The sequence below is a fragment of the Bacillus sp. OxB-1 genome (assembly GCF_000829195.1).
In the GTDB taxonomy this organism is placed as follows: domain Bacteria; phylum Bacillota; class Bacilli; order Bacillales_A; family Planococcaceae; genus Sporosarcina.
In genome coordinates, this window is sequence record NZ_AP013294.1 from 2364291 (window position 1) to 2384238 (window position 19948).

The following is a 19948-nucleotide window of genomic DNA, read 5'->3' on the forward strand; positions in this document are numbered from 1 at the left end:
ATGCCTGAATTTGTGAGGAAAGTAGGAGTCGATATGTCAACAGCAAACATCGGATTTGAAGAAAATCTGTGGTTAATGGCGGACAAGCTTCGTGGGAGCATGGATGCTTCTGAATATAAAAATGTTGTACTTGGATTGCTGTTTTTGAAATATGTCTCGGATTCGTTTGAGGAGAAATTTGCCGAGCTCCAAGAGGACGAGTGGGCAGATCCGGAAGATAAAGATGAATATCTTGCTGAGAATATCTTCTGGGTGCCGAAAGAAGCACGTTGGACATTCATCAACGAAAATGCGAAAAAGCCGGAAATCGGGCAAATCATCGATAACGCGATGATCGCCATTGAAAAAGAGAACGAATCGCTGCGAGGCGTATTGCCGAAAGATTACGCACGCCCTGCGCTTGATAAAACAAGACTTGGAGAAACGATTGACTTGTTTTCATTCAAAATTGGCGACAGGGAAAGCCGCGCGAAGGATGTGTTGGGGCGTGTTTACGAATACTTCCTATCCAAATTCGCAAGCGCAGAAGGAAAAGGCGGCGGAGAATTTTATACGCCGATGTCAGTCGTTAAGCTGCTGGTCGAAATGCTCGAACCGTATAAAGGACGTGTCTATGACCCTTGCTGCGGATCCGGGGGCATGTTCGTCCAAAGTGAGAAATTCGTCGAAGAACATCAAGGAAGGCTCGGCGATATCGCGATTTACGGTCAGGAATCCAACCCGACGACATGGCGATTGGCGAAAATGAACTTGGCGATCCGCGGGATAGATGGGAATATCGGCGAGCAAAACGCGGATACGTTCCATAATGACCTTCACAAAGGGTTGAAAGCGGATTACATCTTAGCGAATCCACCTTTCAATATCAGCGACTGGGGCGGGGAGAAATTAAAAGAGGACGTCCGTTGGCAATACGGCACGCCGCCTGTCGGGAACGCCAACTATGCTTGGATCCAGCACATCATTTCCAAATTGGCCCCTTCAGGAACGGCGGGCTTTGTCTTGGCGAATGGGTCGATGTCAACGAGCACGACGTCAGAATTGGAAATCCGGAAGAACTTGATCGAGCAGGACATGGTGGAGTGCATCGTCACATTACCTGGCCAGTTGTTTTATTCGACGCAAATCCCTGTCTGCCTATGGTTCGTGACGAACAACAAAGGGCGCAACGGCAAGCGGGAACGAAAAGGGGAAATCCTCTTCATCGACGCACGGAAAATCGGCCATATGGCGACCCGTACATTGAAAGAGTTCTCCAACGAAGATATCAAGAAAATCGCGGATGTCTTCCATGCATGGCGCGGGACGAATGAACAGGCATATGAAGACGTTGCCGGATTCTGCAAAGCCGCCACATTGGATGAAGTGCGGGATCATGAATACATCCTGACACCTGGACGCTATGTTGGTTTAGAAGAAGCCGAAGAAGATGACGAACCGTTTGAAGAGAAAATGGAACGGCTGACAGGGGAATTGGCCGAGCAATTCGCGAAATCGAAGGAATTGGAAGACCAGATCCGCAAGGCGTTGGAGGGGATTGGGTATGGAGTTTGAGGTAACTTTGGCGGAAGATTATTGTTTAAAAGTTGCAGACGGAACACATGATTCTCCCAAAAACACGGAGTCTGGATATAAATTAATTACTTCAAGACACCTACAAGAATTTAATTTAGACTTCGCTAATGCAAATTTAATATCTAATGATGATTACGAGGAAATTAATAAGAGAAGTAGGGTAGATCAGTTTGATATCCTTTTCAGTATGATAGGAACTGTTGGAAGGATTTATTTTGAAAAAAGCTCTGATATTGATTATGCAATAAAAAATGTTGGCCTTTTTAAAAATAAAAGTGAACTGGAAGCAAAGTGGCTTTACTACTATTTACATAGCCCCTTAGCACATGAATATATCCATCAAAATCTTAGGGGTTCTACCCAACAATATATACCACTTGGATCTCTGAGAAAATTCCCTATCAAACATCCAAAGTTAAAAAAAGACATGAAAAAAATCGTGAACATGTTGGATAGTATTGATAAGAAGAGAGAGTCTAACATTTTGATTATATCGCACCTAGAAGATCTCGCTCAAACCCTTTTCAAACACTGGTTTGTCGATTTTGAGTTCCCGAATGAGAACGGGGAGCCGTACAAATCGAGTGGTGGGGAGATGGTGGAGAGTGAACTGGGGATGATACCAAAGGATTGGGCATTAAGTGAGATAGGAAAGATAGCCAAACAGAACGGTAAGTCAGTCATTATCGAAGAGTTAAAGCAGCATGTTCCTTATATTGGGTTAGAACACATGCCAAGAGGTAGCATTGGACTTGGTGAATGGGAATCCAGTGAAAAAATAACTAGCAACAAAACTCAGTTCAAAAAAGGAGATATTCTCTTTGGTAAATTACGGCCATATTTTAAAAAGGTTGGAATAGCACCAATTGAAGGTGTTTGTTCTACAGACATTCTAGTTCTTAATACTAAAAAGGAAACATACTACTCATATTTTACAAGCCTTGTAAGCCAAGATGTTTTTATAGAATACTGTACTGCGACTGCTACAGGAACAAGAATGCCGAGAACAGGCTGGAAGCAAATTTCAAAGTATGAAATTGTGTTACCAACAGAGGATGTAGCAGAACAATTTAATAAGTTATTAAAACCTTTCTACGAGAAAATAACTGAGGCAATATTTGAAACAAAATCATTGAGGTCAATGAGAGACACCCTCCTCCCAAAACTCCTATCCGGAGAAATCGAATTACCTGACGAAACCGAGGTGACAGAGAATGTACCAGTTTCATGAGGATGACCTGGAGCAAGCCGCCCTGGAGTGGCTTGCGAATTTAGAATATGAAATAAAAGATGGGCCGACGATTGCGGCGGATGGGGAATATCCCGAACGTGACTCTTACATGGACGTTGTATTGAACGGCCGGCTGGAAGCGGCCTTGCAGAAGATCAATCCGCAAGCTTCCTTGGAAACGATCGAACGTGCGGTGAAACTCATTACGATGGTGCAGTCGCCGAATCTTGTCGTCAATAACCGTGCATTCCAAAAGTTCGTGACGGACGGGGTGGATGTGGAAGTGCGCACATCTGACGGCAGGAATACGGTGGAAAAGCTATGGCTGTTCGATTTCAAAAACCCTTCGAACAACGATTTTCTGGCGGTCAACCAGTTTACTGTCATCGAAGGCAGTCATAACAAGCGGCCGGACGTTGTTGTCTTTGTGAACGGGTTGCCTCTCGTCGTCATGGAGTTGAAAAGCTCCACGGATGAAAAAGTGGGGATCACGGAAGCCTACCATCAGCTCCAAACGTACAAGCAGGCAATTCCGTCTTTATTCCAATTCAATGCTTTCCTTGTCACGAGCGATGGGGTGAATGCGCGGGCGGGGTCGCTCACCGCCAACGAGGAGCGGTTCATGATGTGGCGCACGGTGGACGGGGAGACGATTGCCCCTTCCACGATGCCGCAGCTTGAGGTGCTCATTCGAGGCATGTTCCCACCGGCTGTGTTGCTTGATTTGCTTCGTCATTTCATCGTTTTCCAATCAGATGGGGAGAAGACGTTCAAGATCTTGGCGGCTTACCATCAATACTATGCCGTGAATAAAGCGGTGGAGGAAGCGAAGCGGGCGGCGTCCGAATCGGGGGACCGGAAAATCGGGGTTATTTGGCATACGCAAGGGTCCGGGAAAAGCCTGTCGATGGTGTTCTATACAGGGAAACTTGTGTTGGAAATGAATAACCCGACGATCGTTGTCTTGACGGATCGCAATGATTTGGATGACCAGCTCTTTAATACCTTCTCGATCTCCAGTGACTTATTGCGCCAGACGCCGAAACAGGCGGAAAGCCGCGATGATTTGAAGAAGCTGTTGTCGGTCGAATCGGGCGGCATCATCTTTACGACGATGCAGAAGTTTGCACCTGAAGAAGGCTCGACTGAAATGGATGCGTTGACGACGCGCCGGAATGTCATTGTCATGGCGGATGAAGCGCATCGGACACAATATGGATTTGGAGCGCAAGTGACGAAGTCGGCAAATGATCTATTCACGAAATACGGCTATGCGAAATATATGCGGGATGCATTACCGAACGCTTCGTTTGTCGGATTCACAGGTACGCCTGTCGAGTCGGCGGACAAAAATACGCCAGCTGTATTCGGTGATTATATTGATATCTATGACATGACACAAGCCGTTGAAGATGGAGCAACGGTGAAAATCTATTATGAAAGCCGGATCATCAAGTTGGATTTGCCGGAAGGGATGGACTTGGATGCGGAGTATGATGAAATAACCGAGTACCAAGAGCAAACCGACCGGGAACGGTTGAAATCAAAATGGTCACGTTTGGAAGCGCTTGCCGGGGCTGAACAACGTGTGAACCGGTTGGCGGAAGATATTGTGAATCACTTCGAAGCAAGGCAAGAAGCGATGTTCGGAAAAGCGATGATTGTGGTGATGAGCAGAAGGATTGCGATTGAATTGTATCAGGCGATCATCAACCTGCGTCCCGACTGGCATGCCGATGATGACAATAAAGGGGTTATAAAGATCGTCATGACAGGCTCGTCCAGCGATCCGGAGCATTGGCAGCCATTCATCGGCAATAAGAAACGTCGGGATCATCTGGCACGACGGATGAAAGATATTGAGGATGAACTGAAAATCGTCATCGTCCGCGATATGTGGCTCACTGGTTTCGATGTACCGTCGATGAGCACGATGTATGTTGATAAACCGATGCGCGGGCACAATTTAATGCAGGCGATCGCCAGGGTGAACCGCGTTTTCCGGGACAAGCCGGGTGGGTTGATCGTCGATTACATCGGCATCGCGGACAGCTTGAAGGAAGCGTTGAAGCAGTACACGGACAGCGACCGCGAGAATACGGGCATCGACACGGCGCTGGCGGTGGACCTGATGCTGGAGAAATTCGAAATCATTCAGGAAATGTTGTATAAGCATGATTATGACGGGTTTCATTCAGACAAGCCTTCCGAACGCATGAAGGCCATAACGGAAACGATGGACTTTGTGATCGGGTTAGGAGAAGAGGAGAAGAAGCGATTCATGCAAGTCGTAACGGAACTGGCGAAAACATTTGCGCTATGTGCGACCGAGCCGGAAGCGCAGGAGTTGAACGCGGAAATCGGGTTCTTTAAAGCGGTGAAAGCCGGCTTGGTGAAATTGATCCCCGTCGAAGGACAGAAGAAAACGGCTGCGCAAGTTGACGCGCAGTTGAACCAGCTGATATCAAAGTCGGTCATCTCGGATGAAGTGATCGATATTTACGACTCATTAGGCATTGAGAATCCAGATATTTCGATCTTGTCGGATCAGTTCTTGGAAGAAGTGCGCGCATTGCCGCAGAAGAACTTGGCTGTTGAGTTGTTGAATCGATTGCTGCAAGGCAAGGTGAAAAACGTCCAGCGCACGAATTTGGTCAAAGCGAGGAAATTCACGGATATGCTGAATGCGGCGATCAATAAATACAACAAACGGGCCATCGAAACTTCCAAAGTCATCGAAGAGCTGATCGAGCTGGCGAAGGAGATGAATGAGTCCTATAAAGCTGGCGAGAACACCGGCATGATCCAAGAAGAAGTCGCTTTCTACGACGCGCTCTCTTCCCACGAAACGGCGGAAGAGGTGCTTGGCGACGACATTTTGAAAGCGATTGCCCATGAACTGACGAAAGCGATAAAGGAAAATATGAGCATAGATTGGAATTTGAGAGAATCGGCCAGGGCGAAGATGCGGATCACGGTACGAAGACTGTTGAAAAAGTACGGGTATCCGCCGGATTTGCAGAAGATGGCGGTGGAAACTGTCGTGAAGCAGGCGGAGTTGATGGCGGGGAATATGTAGGGGGAAGGATCTAAGTTTCCAAAACAGTTCAACGGTGCCAGGTTCCCGCACAATTCAGAAGAAAACGAATTGTGCGGGAACCTGGCACCCTTTTTCTTCCGTATGGATGTGTAAATCCCTAACTCATTGTACATACTTCCAACGTAAGTGAAACTTGTCGGAAAATGGGAACCTTCCGCTTTTCCTGACTAGTTCTGTAATAGGAAAGGATTCGACCCATCCCGTGTGGAATTATCCGCAAGTAAGGAGGGGTTCAGCATGGCAAAGATGGAACTTGTCGACAACGGAATATTAGTAGTGTCATTACATGGTGAATTGGATAATCATGAGGCCAACCGGATCCGCACTCATATTTCATCGTCCATATTCACCGGGCAGGCGAGAGCCGTCGTATGGGATTTGGATGGGCTTGGATTCATGGATAGTGCGGGAATCGGCCTGATTCTCGGCAGGATGAGAGATTTGGCTCCTCTTGGCGGAGAAACGCTTATTTTGAATCCATCTCCGACGATGGAAAAGATATTTAATTTTTCCGGTCTAGGTCCATATATTAGACATTGCACGGTCGCCCAGGCGATCGGGGAAATCGGAGGGGTCTTACATGAACAATGAAATGAAATTATCGTTTGTCGCAATTGAAGAGAACGAAGCATTGGCCCGGATGGCGCTCACTTGTTTCATCACCCCGCTCGATCCGACCATCGAGGAGATCTCCGAGTTCAAAACGATTGTGTCGGAAGCGGTGACGAACGCGATCATCCACGGGTATGAATGCGATGGGACGAGCTTTGTCGAAATCCATGCCCAGATCGAGGACCATACGGTGAAGATGACGGTGAGCGACACGGGAACCGGCATCTTTGACGTGGACCAGGCGATGGAGCCGATGTTCACGACACGGCCGCAAATGGAGCGGTCCGGCATGGGGTTCACCATCATGGAAAGCTTTTCCGACAGCCTGTCTGTCGAGTCTGAAATGGGAAGAGGAACAGTGGTTAGGTTCGAGAAAACGTTTTCTCCGGTAACGGAAGCAAGCAGAACGAGGTGACGTATGGACCTATCTGTTGATAAGCAGGACGTATTATTATCTCAAGAGAAAATGAGAGAGCTGATCCAAGCTTCCCAGGCAGGCGATAAAGAGGCGAGGCGGCTCATGGTCGAAGGCAATACGAGGCTTGTCTGGTCCATCGTCCAGCGCTTTGCCTCGCGGGGGGCGGACCTGGAGGACTTGTTCCAGATCGGCTGCATCGGCCTGATGAAATCCATTGATAAATTCGACCTTTCGTTTGATGTGAAATTTTCGACCTACGCCGTCCCGATGATCGTCGGGGAAATCCAGCGGTTCCTACGGGATGACGGCATGGTGAAAGTGAGCCGTTCCATCCGGGAGCTGAGCTTCAAAATCCGCCATGCGACCGATGATTACGTCAAAAAGCATGGAAGATCCCCTTCCATTTCGGAGATTGCGGAGGTGCTCGAAGTCCCGATCGACGACGTCATCCTCGCGTCCGATGCGCTGCGGGACCCCGCTTCGCTTCATGAGCAGCTTTACGAAAGCGAAGGGGACAGCCTGACGTTGATGGATCAGCTGCGGGACAACCGTTCGGAGAAAGTGTTCGATCACATCCCGCTGCGGGACGTCATTTCCCGGTTAAGCAAACGGGATCAGACGATCATTTACATGCGCTATTACCTCGATTGCACCCAGAGCGACATCGCCGAGCGGATCGGCATTTCGCAAGTGCAAGTGTCACGGTTGGAAAAGAAGATCCTGGCCCAATTGAAAGCTTGGATGGGCGTCAACGCGGAGGAAAGTATCGAAAAAGTGAGGACGGAATGAAACCATGAATAAGATATTCAACTCGATGAATGACGCAGAAACGTGGTTTACAGAACTTTTCGGAGATGGACAGTCGTTTGACGCGACCGCCCGGACATTGCATTTATGGGATGTCGAATCGTTGATATTGTATATCAATGGGTTAGTGGATGGCGATACGATCACCGCCTTGCTGACGGAAATGCAGTCGGGCAGTGAAGAGATGGAGAAAGAGAGGGACGGCGCCGAGCGCTTCCTCTCTTTCTTCCCCTATCACGCCGTTGCGGAAGCACAAGATAAAAAGGGCATATTATCCGCCGTGTTGAGCGGCCAAGTCGCTTTTATCACAGCGGAAGGCTACGCTTTCACGATCGATGTGCGCTCTTATCCGGGGAGGCAGCCGGAGGAGCCGGATAATGAAAAGGTGATCCGCGGCTCACGGGATGGGTTTACGGAGAATCTGTTGACAAATACCGCTTTGATCCGCCGAAGGATCCGTGTGCCGGATCTTCGCTTTGAAATGCATCATACGTCTGTAAAAGGGAAAACGGACGTCGTGCTCGCATTCATGAAAGGCGCCGCCAACGAGGAGAACCTTGATTTCTTGCGGAAGCGCCTGGAAGAGATCTGCCATGACGGCTTGACGATGACGGACAAATCCCTTGAGGAGTTTTTAGTGAAACAGGGCTTTCACCCGATGCCTTTTGTCCGGTACACAGAACGTCCGGACATTTGTGCAGCGCATTTGTTGGAAGGCCATATCGCGATCATCGTGGATACCTCCCCTTCCGTAATCCTCGTGCCAATCACTATTTTCCACCATTTGCAACATGCAGAAGAATATAGGCAAGCGCCATTGATCGGGACGTTTGTCCGGTTCGTCCGTTTAGTTGGTACAGTGTTCAGTCTCCTCCTGTTGCCGTTTTGGTATTTGCTGGCGACCGAGCCGCGTTATTTGCCGGATAGTCTCAGCTACATCGGGCCGAATGACGTCGGGGAAGTCCCGTTGCTCGTCCAGTTGCTGCTCGGGGATATCGGCATAGAGGTGCTCCGGATGGCCGCCATCCATACACCGACCCCGATGTCGACGGCGATGGGGCTCGTTGCGGCGATCGTCATCGGTCAAGTGGCCATCGACGTCGGCCTGTTTTCCCCGGAAGTCGTGCTATATGTGGCGGTCAGCGCCATTTTGACATTCGCCATCCCTTCATATGAATTGAGCATCACGACGAAAGTGTTCCGCTTATCCATCCTGCTATTGACAGCGATTTGGGGCGCGGCCGGCTTCTTTATGGGGCTGCTCATTTTATTTTACTATCTGTGCACGCTCAAGCCGATGGGCATCCCTTATCTATGGCCGGCAACGCCATTTTTCCCGAAAGCGATGATGCGCATCCTCATCCGTTTCCCGATGACGATCGATGCGCCAAGGCCTTTCATTACCGATGCTCCGAAACGGAATCGCATATCCTAGATTTGCGCATTGTCTTCCTTCTATGATAAAGTTTGGGTACGAGTTCTTTTAGATTTTGGAGGGAAACAGGATGCATTTCTACGGAACACAGTCGGTCAATGAGAAAGGCCATCTCACAATTGGGGGAGTCGACACGGTCGATCTCGCACAAATATACGGAACGCCAGCAATCGTTTATGATGTTGCACTGTTCCGGGAGCGCGCCCGGGCTTTCAAGGAAACATTCAAACATGCGGGTGTCCAAGCCCAAGTGGCGTATGCGAGCAAGGCTTTCTCATCCATCGCCATCTACGAAGTGGCCAAAGAGGAAGGCCTGTCGCTCGATGTCGTGTCGGGCGGGGAATTGTATACAGCGGTGGCAGCCGGGTTTCCACGTGAACGGATCCATTTCCACGGGAACAATAAAAGCTTTACGGAATTGCAATATGCGTTCGATGAAAAGATAGGCTGTCTCGTCATAGATAATTTTTCTGAAATCGCCTTAGTGAAAGAGATTGCGGAGTCCCGGGAAGAGAAGATGAAGGTACTGATCCGTGTGACGCCTGGCGTCCACGCTTCAACCCACGATTTCATCACGACGGGGCAGGAAGACTCCAAATTCGGGTTCGATCTGAAAAACGGACAGGCGGATGAAGCATTCCGCCAACTGAAAGACCATCCGTATATCCAGCTGCTTGGCATGCACTGCCATATCGGATCCCAGATTTTCGAAACGGATGCGTTCCGTCTGGCTGCGGAGACGCTCTTGGACAAGATGCTGGCATGGCGTGATGAACATGGTTTCACATGCACCGTCTTGAATCTGGGAGGCGGTTTTGGCATCCGCTATACGGAAGAGGATCGTCCGCTCCACCCTTCCGCCTATGTCGATGAAATGGCGAAAGTCGTCCTATCCATGACCCGGGACGCGAACTATCCGATGCCGGAAATTTGGATAGAGCCGGGCCGGTCGCTCATCGGGGATGCGGGGACGACGCTTTACACGGCGGGCAGCCGGAAAGAAGTGCCGAATACCCGCACGTATCTCGCTGTGGACGGCGGCATGTCGGACAACATCCGACCTGCATTGTACGGCGCGAAATATACAGCGGTCACGGCAAACCGTGTGAATGAAGCGCATGAGGATAAAGTGACCATTGCCGGAAAATGCTGCGAGTCGGGTGATAAATTGATCGAAGAGGCGTATCTCGCTTCCCCAGTGGAAGGCGATATCGTCGCGGTCTTCTGCACCGGGGCCTATAATTACTCCATGGCAAGCAACTACAATCGGCTGCCTAAGCCCGCTGTCGTCTTTTGCGAGAACGGTGAACATCGGCTCGCTGTCCGCCGGGAGACTTATGAGGATCTCATCCGGCTGGATCTGTCGCTTCAAGCGGTGGAACGAGGAGCAGTCAATTGAAAAAAAGGAACATCATTCTCTTTTTAATTATCCTGATCGTCGCCTGCATTTGGGGGGCGGCGTACTGGTTTTTCATCATGCCGCATCTTCAACCGCAGTGAATCCGGGCTTTCGCCAAGCGACGAAGGGAACGGTGAATGGCTTGCCATTGTAATTTGTCGATCGATTTGACGAAGGATTTTCAGAAAAGAAGGGATCATTTGATGCTTTTACGGTATAAGAAAACGTATGAGAAGATTGCGATGGGTTTGCTCTCCTACATGCCCGGCGAGAAAAATGTGAGAAAATTGCAGGACCTCATCCACCAGTATGAAACGGACAGCCGCTGGCAATTGTATTTGTTGAAGGAAAATGAGGATTTCATCGGATTGATCGGGTTGCAGATGGATGAGGATGAGTATACGATCCAGCATCTATCCGTCAATCCGTCTTTTCGCGGGGAAGGGATCGGACGGGAGATGGTGAGGCGGGTCCGCGCCCAATTTCCGGATAAAGTATGTCGGACTACCGTCGAAACCGAATCCTTTATAGAAAAATGCAATGAAAAAGAAGAAGGAGCAGAACGTTAACGTCTGCCCTTCTTCTTTTCTTCGCGTTCCAAGAGAATATCGCTCCGATCCCGCAGCATATGTTTATAGAGGACATCATCACTGCCAGAGGGAAGCAGGTCCATGGAAGGCTTCGCCTCGTCGGCAAGTTGTTGCAAGCGATCCGAAACGAGAATCGGAAACGGCTCGAAATCCGAACTTTGCTCCAACCGGGCGACGCTCTGCCGGACATCTTGCAACAGTCGGGAGAAGTCGATCTCCTCGGTGAACGCGGGGTATTCTTCGGGCAAGGTCCGGAATTTATCTTCGGCTTTCCGGATCGTCTTCAAAGCCCCTTCCTCATTCCCGCGCCTCCAATGATACAGTCCCGTGGCTAACAGGATATAGGCTGTCAATGGATGGGATTTGTTTCCGTCCGGAAGGGATTTCCAATATTCCTCCAGCACTTCGTGGCATTCAAAATAATCTTGATTCCCATTGAAATACACAATAAACTTTACGAATAGTGGATGATGAAGTGGATGCATAGTATCATTCCTAACGTGTTCAATCTTGTAAAACAGGCAGGTGGCTAGTACATAATGTCCTATAAAGTGAAACTGGAAGTCTTCGAAGGGCCGCTGGATCTCCTTTTGCATTTGATCAACCGGCTGGAAATCGACATTTACGATATCCCGATGGCCGAATTGACAGCCCAATACATAGAACATCTTCACGCGATGCGGGTCCTCCAATTGGATGAATTGAGCGAATATCTTGTACTTGCAGCAACATTGATAGAAATCAAGAGCAAGATGCTGCTGCCGGTCCATGAAGGGGAGGAACTCGACGGAGAGTTGGACTTCGAAATGGAACCCGATCCCCGCGATGAATTGGTGGCCCGATTGATCGAATACCGCAAATATAAAGAGGCGGCGATCAGCTTGAAAGAGTCCGCGGAGGAACGTTCCGGCCATTTCACGAAACCGCCCGAAGATTTGTCGGCGCTTGGTGAAATTAGTATCGGCGAAACCGAGGAGCGATTAAACGTCTTCGACCTGATCGGGGCTTTCCAAAAAATGCTGGAACGCAAAAGGTTGCGGGCGCCTCGTACGGCTAGTATAACAAGAAACGAAAAATCTGTCAGTGAGAAGATGGATGACATCATGGCGGCCTTGGAGAAGAGGGGGGGCCGTTGTGATTTTCACGCCTTGTTCGAGGAAGGGGATGCCCCTGCATTGGTCCTCACCTTTTTGTCATTATTGGAACTGATGAAAAGAAGGGATGTCATCGTGGAACAGCAGCAGAATTTTGACAGGCTGACGGTGTCGGTCCGCCGGGAGGATGTTTGAAAATGGACGCAGAAGATCGATTGGTAGGTATGGTGGAAAGTTTTTTATTCTTAATGGGGGATGAAGGTTTGACCCGGTCCCAGTTAACGGTCTTGACCGATCGGAAAGAGGAGGAGATCGAAAAGGCATTGGAGCGCCTGCATGCAAGTTATGAAGAACGTCCGGAGAGCGGCATTACGCTGAGGATGTTCGGCGGTGCCTACCGGCTTGTCACGAAGGCGGAATTTGCCGAGGATATGAAGCGGTTGCTCGAAAATCCTTCCCCGAAATCGATGACACAGGCTTCCTTGGAAGTGCTGGCCATCATTGCGTATAAACAGCCGGTGACGCGGGTGGAAATCGACGACTTGCGGGGCGTCAAATCGGAAGGACCGATTCATACATTGATCGCGAAAGGATATATTATGGAGAAAGGACGCTCGGAAGGAACCGGGCGGGCTATCCTTTACGGGACGACGGATCTGTTCCTGGATCGGTTCGGCTTGCGTTCGATCGCCGATCTCCCGCCGCTGCTGCAAGGGGAGGAAGAGGAAACGGAAGACGCCGATCTGTTCATGACCAAGTTCCAAGAAGCATTCTCGATGGAAGAGGAAGGAGAGACCGATTTTTGAAACGGGCACTTCTGTTGACCGTATGTTTCGCCTGGTTCATGCTGGGCAAGCCTGTGGACGCATCGGCTGCGCAAGCGTATGCGGTAATCGATGCGGAGACGGGACGCCTGCTGGATGGGCGGAACGAAAACACGCCATTGCCGATTGCCAGCTTGACGAAAATCTGGACCGCTTTCACCTATCTCGAAAGCGGTGTCGAGTCGGAAGAAATCATCATATCGCCGGCGGCAGCCTCATCGGAAGGGTCGTCCATCTATTTGAAAAGCGGGACGGCCGTCCAGGATAAAACGTTGCTTTACGGCCTCATGCTGCGTTCGGGAAATGATGCCGCGCATGCGTTGGCGGAACATGCCGGTGGTTCGGTGGAGGGGTTCGTCCAATTGATGCAGGAGAAGGCGATTCTCCACGGGTTGGATCGGACCGTATTTACGAACCCATCCGGCCTGCATGATGAACGCCATCTTTCCACGGCATATGAAACTGGACTGATGCTGCGATACGCAATGGAAAATGAAACGTTCCGGGAAATCGCCACTGCGAAGAAGCATGTGTACCAGAACGAGGAAAATACGTACCATTGGCGCAACAAACATCGGCTGCTCCATTCCGAGCCGACAGCGGTTGCCGGCAAGACCGGCTTCACGAAGGCGGCCGGCCGGACATTGGCCACCTATTTCGAGAAAGACGGGAAAAGAATCATCGTCGTGACATTGAATGATCCGGATGATTGGGGCACGCATCTGCACTTGGCAGACAAGGCGTTCTCGACATATAAACGGGTCACCATCGCCAAAAAGGGTGTCTATAAAATCTTCCCGGGAGTACAAGCGGAATTGGAGGAACCGATCGAGCTGCTGATCAAAAAAGGGGAACAGGCAAAACTGTCGAATCTGGTCCAAATTCCACGCGGCAAACGTCCGACCGCCACGGGCGTATGGACGGTATCCTTCGACAACGAACCGATCGTAGCTACCGATGTGATCATACGGCAGAAGCGTTGACAACGGAATAGGGCGTGATAGGAAAGAAGACGACGGAATACAGGTCGGTCTTCTTTTCATTTTGCCGAAAGTGTGACATAATTTTTTTCAGTACGAAGGACGGGGTGACTCAGTTGGAGAGACTACAGAAAGTGCTGGCGCAAGCGGGTGTGGCGTCACGAAGAAAATCCGAGCAATTGATATTGGAAGGCAAAGTGAAAGTGAATGGTACCACTGTCACGGAACTCGGGACGAAAGTGACAAACGCGGACCGGGTGGAAGTGGAAGGCGTGGAACTCGTCAAAGAAAACTTTGTCTATTACTTACTATATAAACCGCGCGGCTACATTTCGACGGTCCATGACGAAAAAGGAAGAAAAACCGTGCTGGATCTCTTTCCGGAAGTCGAAGAGCGGATATTCCCGGTCGGCCGACTCGATTATGACACGTCTGGCGTCATTATTTTGACAAACGATGGAGACTTTTCGTATTTGATGACTCATCCGAAATTCGGTATCAAGAAAACGTACATGGCAAAAGTGAAAGGAATACCGACCCGGGAATCGCTGCGTAAGCTGGAGCGGGGAATCGAGCTGGAAGACGGCAAGACCGCCCCTGCCCGTGTGAAAATGCAGACGGTCGACAAGAAGTCGGGGACTGCACTGATCGAAATCACGATTCATGAAGGTCGGAACCGCCAAGTGCGCCGGATGTTCGATGCGATCGGCCACCCGGTCCTGAAGTTGCGCAGGGAGTCGTTCGCCATGCTGACGACGCACGGTTTGAATGCCGGGGAGTCCCGCCAGCTGACGACGCATGAAGTGAAGCAATTACGCGTTCTGGCTGAAACAGGGAAAATCGGATGACCCCCTCGGATCCGGCGCGGTTAGTATGGATAGGATGTATAGTCAATTATTTCCTTATCCGCAAACGTTCACAATCCTTTCATGAATGTCCGGATTCCGGGTCGGTCGTTTTGCTATAATAGTATATGGTACTTATTTTTTAATAGGAGGAGACGGGTATGTCGATGATGGATAAAAAAAGAAAACGTCTAATCATCAGGACGATTGTTCTACTAGTGCTCGTTTCGGCAGTCATCTATTCAATCGCCTCGAAAGAGAAGGTGGAAGTCCTGGCAATCGGAGACAAAGCCCCGGATTTCGAGCTTGTCGACTTGGATGGCAATAAGCATCGCCTGTCCGATTATAAAGGCCAAGGGGTATTCCTGAACTTCTGGGGAACTTGGTGTCCGCCGTGCAAAGAGGAAATGCCTCATATGGAAAAGCAGTATCAGGAATTCAAAGACAAAGGTGTCCAAATCTTGGCGGTGGATATTGCAGAACCGGTATTGAAAGTCGAATCGTTCCGGGACCAGCACGGGTTGACATTCCCGATTGCAATAGACAAGAACAAAAGTGTCATGGAAGTTTATAATATCGGGCCATTGCCAACGACTGTATTAATTGATAAGGACGGGAAAATCGTCCATATCGAAAAAAGAGGAATGAGCGAAAAGGTGATCCGATCGTTCATGGAACGCATTCAACCGAAGTAAGGAGTCTATTTCAATATGAGCAAAATCAAATGCCAGTGCGGTCATGAAAATCCATTTGGCACAGTGCTTTGTGAGCGATGTGGGAGACCTCAGACGGAAGAGACGAAAAAAAGCGAACTCGTCGACATGCGGTATGAAGGTGCGGCAAGAAGGTCCCAGACGTATAAAAGGTCCATCGTGGACAAAATCTGGAACTTCTTTTCAAGTGTTAAAGTCGGCATCGGCATCATCATTGCGGTTTTATCCACATCTGCCATTGGAACGATCTTTCCGCAAAAAGATTATATCCCGGTCGATCAAGGTTCAGAAGTCGAAGTAGCGGCTTACTATGAACGGGTTTACGGATTTTTCGGCAAGATCTATTATCAATTCGGTTTTCACGATATGTACAGCAGCTGGTGGTTCAAGGTACTGATCGGCATGCTCGGAATCTCCATCATTATTGCTAGTGTGGACCGGGTCGTCCCGCTGTACAAATCATTGAAAAGACAGCGGACGAAACGCCATACCTCCTTCATGAAAGTCCAGCGCATCTTCGGGGAAGGCACCGTGTCAGACCCGGATGATTCATTGCAGAAAGCGGAAGAGAAGCTGAAAGAGCTCCGCTATAACGTGAAAGCGGAGGACGGTGCCATTCTTGCGGAGAAAAACCGCTTCTCCCGCTGGGGTCCGTATGTCAATCATACCGGATTGATCATTTTCCTGTTTGGTGTCCTGTTGCGCGGGCTTCCAGGATTTTATGTCGATGAAACGATGTGGATCCGGGAAGGGGAAGTCCGTCCTATCAAGGGCGCAGATGGGTATTATCTGGAAAACAATGAATTCACCGTGGAAAACTACTCGAAAGAAGAAGCGGACGCAGTATTCGGCGAAGCGCTGGACCGGGTAGGCAGCATCGTCAAAACCTACCAAACGGATGTGACGTTGTATAAGCAGGCGGAAGGTTCGTTGCCTGGACAAGCGGATCAGCTTGAAAAAATGACCGACTATTCGATTGCTGTAAACAAACCATTGAAATTCGATGGCTATAGTGTTTTCCAAATGTCCTACGGCTTGGATGAGTTGAAATCCATGACATTCCAACTGACAGAGAAAGCAAGCAACGCATCGCTCGGTGAATTTACAGTAGATCTTGAAAACCCGGAGCGCACTTATGAACTAGCCGAAGATACGCGTGTAGAGCTGTTGGAATATTATCCTGATTACGATGGCGTCAAAGATGGGGAACTCGTTTCGAAATCCCCGGCTCCGAATAATCCAGCTTTCATCTTCAACATGGTCACGCCTGCGAAGCCACAAGGCGAACGAAGCTTTGTCGCCATCCGGAACACGTTTGAAGTGGAAGAGAATGATTATAAAGTCAGCTTCCGCGGTGTCGAAACGCGGGACAAGTCCGGGTTGACGATCCGGAAAGACAGGACTTTGCCGATTCTCCTGCTAGGGGGCATCATCTTCATGATCGGTGTCATCCAAGGCTCCTACTGGAACCATAGAAGAATCTGGGTGCAAAAAGGAGCGGATGGGAAGATGCTCGTCGCCGCACATACGAATAAAAACTGGTTCTCGTTGAAGAAGGATTTGGACAAAGTGAAAGAGGTATCGGAGCTGCCGGCCTATGCGGATCGGCAAGACAAAGAGGCCAAAGGTGAAGAGGAAGGGGATACGCAGTAATGGGTTTAGCGAATATCAGTGCGACGCTCCTGGAAATTTCCTTCGTTGCTTATTTGATTGCGACCGCTTTTTTTGGCGGAGCGGTAAAAGGGGCGAAATCGGAATCGTCGTATAAGAATAATCGATGGGGCCAGATCGGTATTGTCATTACCATCATCGGTTTCATTACGCATGTCGGTTATTTTATAACAAGATGGATTGCGTCAGGACATGCGCCTGTCAGTAATATGTTCGAATTCACGACCGCTTTCGGCATGATGCTCGTCGGTTCGTTCATCCTTATATTTTTCTTATACCGCACGCCTTCTTTGGGGCTTTTCGCATTGCCGATCGCGTTGTTGATCATCGCGTATGCGAGCATGTTCCCGAAAGAAGTGACGCCGCTCATTCCCGCCTTGCAAAGCCATTGGTTGACAATCCACGTCATCACGGCAGCGCTCGGTGAATCGATCCTGGCCATCAGTGCGGTTGCCGGATTGATTTATCTGATGAAACATGTCGATATGACGAAGAAGTCGAAACAGCGGTTCTGGCTCGAGGCAGTCATGTTCATCGTAGTCATTGTCATCGGGTTTGTCCTATCGTCATCGACTTTCAAACTGATGGGGTATGAAGCGGATTTCAGCTATATCGACAAAAATGAACAGCCGGCCAACATCACATACAATTACCCGCCGCTCTTCGGCATGAATGAATACGAAGCGCTGACGCCGGACGCCATGACGCCATGGGCTGAACTGCCTCCTGTCATCAATGCGAAGACATTGACGACGTTCGTATGGTCATTAGCGATCGGGACGGTTTTGTATATTCTCTTACGGCTCATTCTACGGAAGCCGATTGCCATGGTATTCCAGCCGTTTGCGCGCAAGGCGAATTTGCAGTTGATGGATGAGATCGGCTATCGTTCGGTGTTGATCGGGTTCCCGGTCTTCACGCTCGGCGCACTCATCTTTGCGATGATCTGGGCACATGAAGCGTGGGCCAGATTCTGGGGCTGGGATCCAAAAGAAGTATGGGCATTGATCACCTGGTTGTTTTACGCGGCTTTCCTCCATCTGCGGCTCTCCCGCGGGTGGGAAGGGGAAAAATCCGCTTGGCTTGCGGTCATCGGATTCATCATCATTATGTTCAATCTGATTGCTGTCAACTTAATCATTGCGGGTCTGCATTCATACGCATAAAGATTGACCAGGACTGCCCCATTGTGTCACGACGGGGCGGTCCTTTTCTTTTTTTCGTTGCTTAGGAAATTATAAAATTCGGGCATGTGGATAACCTTCAAAATTAGGTTTGTTTACGTCCAGCTCCGGGCGCTAGAGGCTCGGGGTCATAAGCCAAAGCTGCTCTGTGGCAAAAAGCGCCACGCCGCATCTTCGTCTTATGCCTGTCGCCTCTGAGCAAGCGCCCTGCGCTTTTGTTCATTGCCAGGAGGGCCGGTTCAGTTAGTGCGTGCCTTTTTAGAAAGCGGCTTGTACAATGGAAATAGAAAAGTTTGTTAAGGTTGGTCGGATATTATGGAAAGGGGCTATGGATTGATGGAAGAAAAAGTGAAGTTATTAGTGGTGGATGATGAGGAACGGATTCTTCGTTTGTTGAATATGTATTTGACCCGGGAAGGGTACGAAATCGACGAGGCGATGAACGGGGCGGAGGCGCTGGAAAAAGCGTTGGCTCAACAATATGACTGCATCTTGCTGGATGTCATGATGCCCGAAAAAGACGGCATGGAAGTGTTACAGGAACTGCGTGAGAAGAAAATCATGACACCTGTTATTTTATTGACAGCTAAAGGGGAGGAGTCGGACCGGGTATCCGGGTTCGAATCGGGGGCGGATGATTACATCGTGAAACCGTTCAGCCCGAGGGAAGTCGTGTTGCGCGTCAAGGCGATTCTCAGAAGGTCTGTGGCCTTCCCGGGCGCTGTCGCTTCGTCCGCATCGAAAGACTTGGTCGTCTTCCCGCAATTGACGATCGACCACGATGCACACCGCGTGACCGCGGAAGGAAAAGAAGTGAACCTGACGCCGAAGGAATACGAACTTCTCTATTTCCTGGCGAAATCTCCGGATAAAGTGTTCGATCGGGAACAATTACTGAAAGAAGTCTGGCACTATGAGTTCTTCGGCGATCTACGGACCGTCGACACCCACGTCAAACGGTTGCGTGAAAAATTAAGCCGCGTCTCCGATCAGGCGGCTAAAATGATCGTGACGGTATGGGGCGTCGGATATAAGTTCGAAGTCCCGCAAGAATAATGAAACCGTTGACGGTTCTAAAATGGGATATAGGTTTTAAAGCGGCTCACCTTGCGTGAGTCGTTTTTAGCTTTTGCCCCTCTTTTTTATTGCCATCAGAGGAAGAAGGACTCTATATAGAACGAACAAATGATTTGTCATTGTTAACTCTGGTTGCTTGGAGTGGAAGGCGGCGACTCCTGCGGGGTGAAGCGCGAATGGTGAGACCCCGCAGGCGGAGCGACGAGGAGGCTCACCCGCGCCCCGCGGAAAGCGTCCGCCTGGAACGGAAAGCAACAGGTTGTTGCTTGCGTCCATTTCTAAAGTTCGTTTTATATAATTAAAGAAAAATGCGGAATGGTCGGGCGTTATCAGGTATACTGAATACGGACAATCAAAAGAATTGGGTTCAAAAGTGCGAAGGGTTCTTTTGTA

Annotated in this window: 18 protein-coding genes; 17 read left to right on the forward strand and 1 reads right to left on the reverse strand. The window is 49.6% G+C overall.

Going from position 1 to position 19948, the window contains the following annotated elements:
• Positions 1–33: 33 nt before the first annotated feature.
• From OXB_RS11595 to OXB_RS11635, 9 genes are all read left to right on the forward strand, one after another.
• Positions 34–1554: a class I SAM-dependent DNA methyltransferase gene (locus tag OXB_RS11595; protein WP_041074445.1), complete on the forward strand. Its 1521-nt coding sequence runs from the start codon at positions 34–36 to the stop codon at positions 1552–1554.
• Positions 1544–2806 carry a restriction endonuclease subunit S gene (locus tag OXB_RS17990; protein WP_052483996.1) on the forward strand — a complete coding sequence of 421 codons (1263 nt, stop codon included), beginning with the start codon at positions 1544–1546 and terminating at the stop codon, positions 2804–2806. Before OXB_RS11595 ends, OXB_RS17990 begins: the two co-directional genes overlap by 11 nt.
• On the forward strand, positions 2790–5885 hold the full coding sequence (locus tag OXB_RS11605) for a type I restriction endonuclease subunit R (RefSeq protein WP_041074448.1): 3096 nt from the start codon (positions 2790–2792) through the stop codon (positions 5883–5885). The genes OXB_RS17990 and OXB_RS11605 overlap by 17 nt, the downstream gene beginning before the upstream one ends.
• A gap of 258 nt (positions 5886–6143) precedes the next feature.
• Entirely contained in the window at positions 6144–6497 is a 354-nt protein-coding gene (locus OXB_RS11610) for an STAS domain-containing protein (protein ID WP_041074450.1), read from the forward strand.
• Positions 6487–6933 carry an anti-sigma F factor gene (spoIIAB, locus tag OXB_RS11615; protein ID WP_041074452.1) on the forward strand — a complete coding sequence of 149 codons (447 nt, stop codon included), beginning with the start codon at positions 6487–6489 and terminating at the stop codon, positions 6931–6933. Before OXB_RS11610 ends, spoIIAB begins: the two co-directional genes overlap by 11 nt.
• Positions 6934–6936: 3 nt before the next feature.
• Positions 6937–7725 carry a SigF/SigG family RNA polymerase sporulation sigma factor gene (locus tag OXB_RS11620; RefSeq protein ID WP_041074454.1) on the forward strand — a complete coding sequence of 263 codons (789 nt, stop codon included), beginning with the start codon at positions 6937–6939 and terminating at the stop codon, positions 7723–7725.
• Positions 7726–7729: 4 nt separating this feature from the next.
• Positions 7730–9178, forward strand: coding sequence for a spore germination protein (locus OXB_RS11625; protein WP_041074456.1), 1449 nt, complete (start codon positions 7730–7732; stop codon positions 9176–9178).
• Between the two features lie 70 nt (positions 9179–9248).
• Positions 9249–10577 carry a diaminopimelate decarboxylase gene (gene lysA / locus OXB_RS11630; protein WP_041074458.1) on the forward strand — a complete coding sequence of 443 codons (1329 nt, stop codon included), beginning with the start codon at positions 9249–9251 and terminating at the stop codon, positions 10575–10577.
• Between the two features lie 137 nt (positions 10578–10714).
• Positions 10715–11146 (forward strand): GNAT family N-acetyltransferase, encoded by a 432-nt coding sequence (locus OXB_RS11635; protein ID WP_331711209.1) that lies wholly within the window; start codon positions 10715–10717, stop codon positions 11144–11146.
• Here the strand turns inward: OXB_RS11635 and OXB_RS11640 are convergent.
• Positions 11143–11652, reverse strand: coding sequence for a DUF309 domain-containing protein (locus OXB_RS11640; RefSeq protein WP_041074460.1), 510 nt, complete (start codon positions 11650–11652; stop codon positions 11143–11145). The two genes, OXB_RS11635 and OXB_RS11640, sit on opposite strands and share 4 nt — an antisense overlap.
• Before the next feature lie 54 nt (positions 11653–11706).
• On the opposite strand from OXB_RS11640, the gene OXB_RS11645 reads away from it, so the two are divergent.
• The 8 genes from OXB_RS11645 to OXB_RS11680 all read left to right on the forward strand — a co-directional run bounded on the left by OXB_RS11645 (position 11707) and on the right by OXB_RS11680 (position 19534).
• A complete protein-coding gene (locus OXB_RS11645; protein WP_041074462.1) occupies positions 11707–12456 on the forward strand; it encodes a segregation/condensation protein A in 750 nt (249 codons plus the stop codon).
• A 2-nt stretch (positions 12457–12458) separates the two neighbouring features.
• Complete coding sequence (gene scpB, locus OXB_RS11650) at positions 12459–13067, forward strand: SMC-Scp complex subunit ScpB (protein WP_041074464.1); 609 nt, start codon at positions 12459–12461, stop codon at positions 13065–13067.
• Positions 13064–14068 (forward strand): D-alanyl-D-alanine carboxypeptidase family protein, encoded by a 1005-nt coding sequence (locus tag OXB_RS11655; protein ID WP_041074466.1) that lies wholly within the window; start codon positions 13064–13066, stop codon positions 14066–14068. The genes scpB and OXB_RS11655 overlap by 4 nt, the downstream gene beginning before the upstream one ends.
• Before the next feature lie 113 nt (positions 14069–14181).
• Entirely contained in the window at positions 14182–14913 is a 732-nt protein-coding gene (locus OXB_RS11660; RefSeq protein WP_041074468.1) for a pseudouridine synthase, read from the forward strand.
• Positions 14914–15080: 167 nt separating this feature from the next.
• A complete protein-coding gene (gene resA / locus OXB_RS11665; protein ID WP_041076682.1) occupies positions 15081–15605 on the forward strand; it encodes a thiol-disulfide oxidoreductase ResA in 525 nt (174 codons plus the stop codon).
• Positions 15606–15620: 15 nt separating this feature from the next.
• Positions 15621–17276 carry a cytochrome c biogenesis protein ResB gene (resB, locus tag OXB_RS11670; protein WP_041074470.1) on the forward strand — a complete coding sequence of 552 codons (1656 nt, stop codon included), beginning with the start codon at positions 15621–15623 and terminating at the stop codon, positions 17274–17276.
• A complete protein-coding gene (ccsB, locus tag OXB_RS11675) occupies positions 17276–18460 on the forward strand; it encodes a c-type cytochrome biogenesis protein CcsB (protein WP_041074472.1) in 1185 nt (394 codons plus the stop codon). Before resB ends, ccsB begins: the two co-directional genes overlap by 1 nt.
• Before the next feature lie 354 nt (positions 18461–18814).
• Positions 18815–19534: a response regulator transcription factor gene (locus OXB_RS11680; protein WP_041074474.1), complete on the forward strand. Its 720-nt coding sequence runs from the start codon at positions 18815–18817 to the stop codon at positions 19532–19534.
• Positions 19535–19948: the final 414 nt, after the last annotated feature.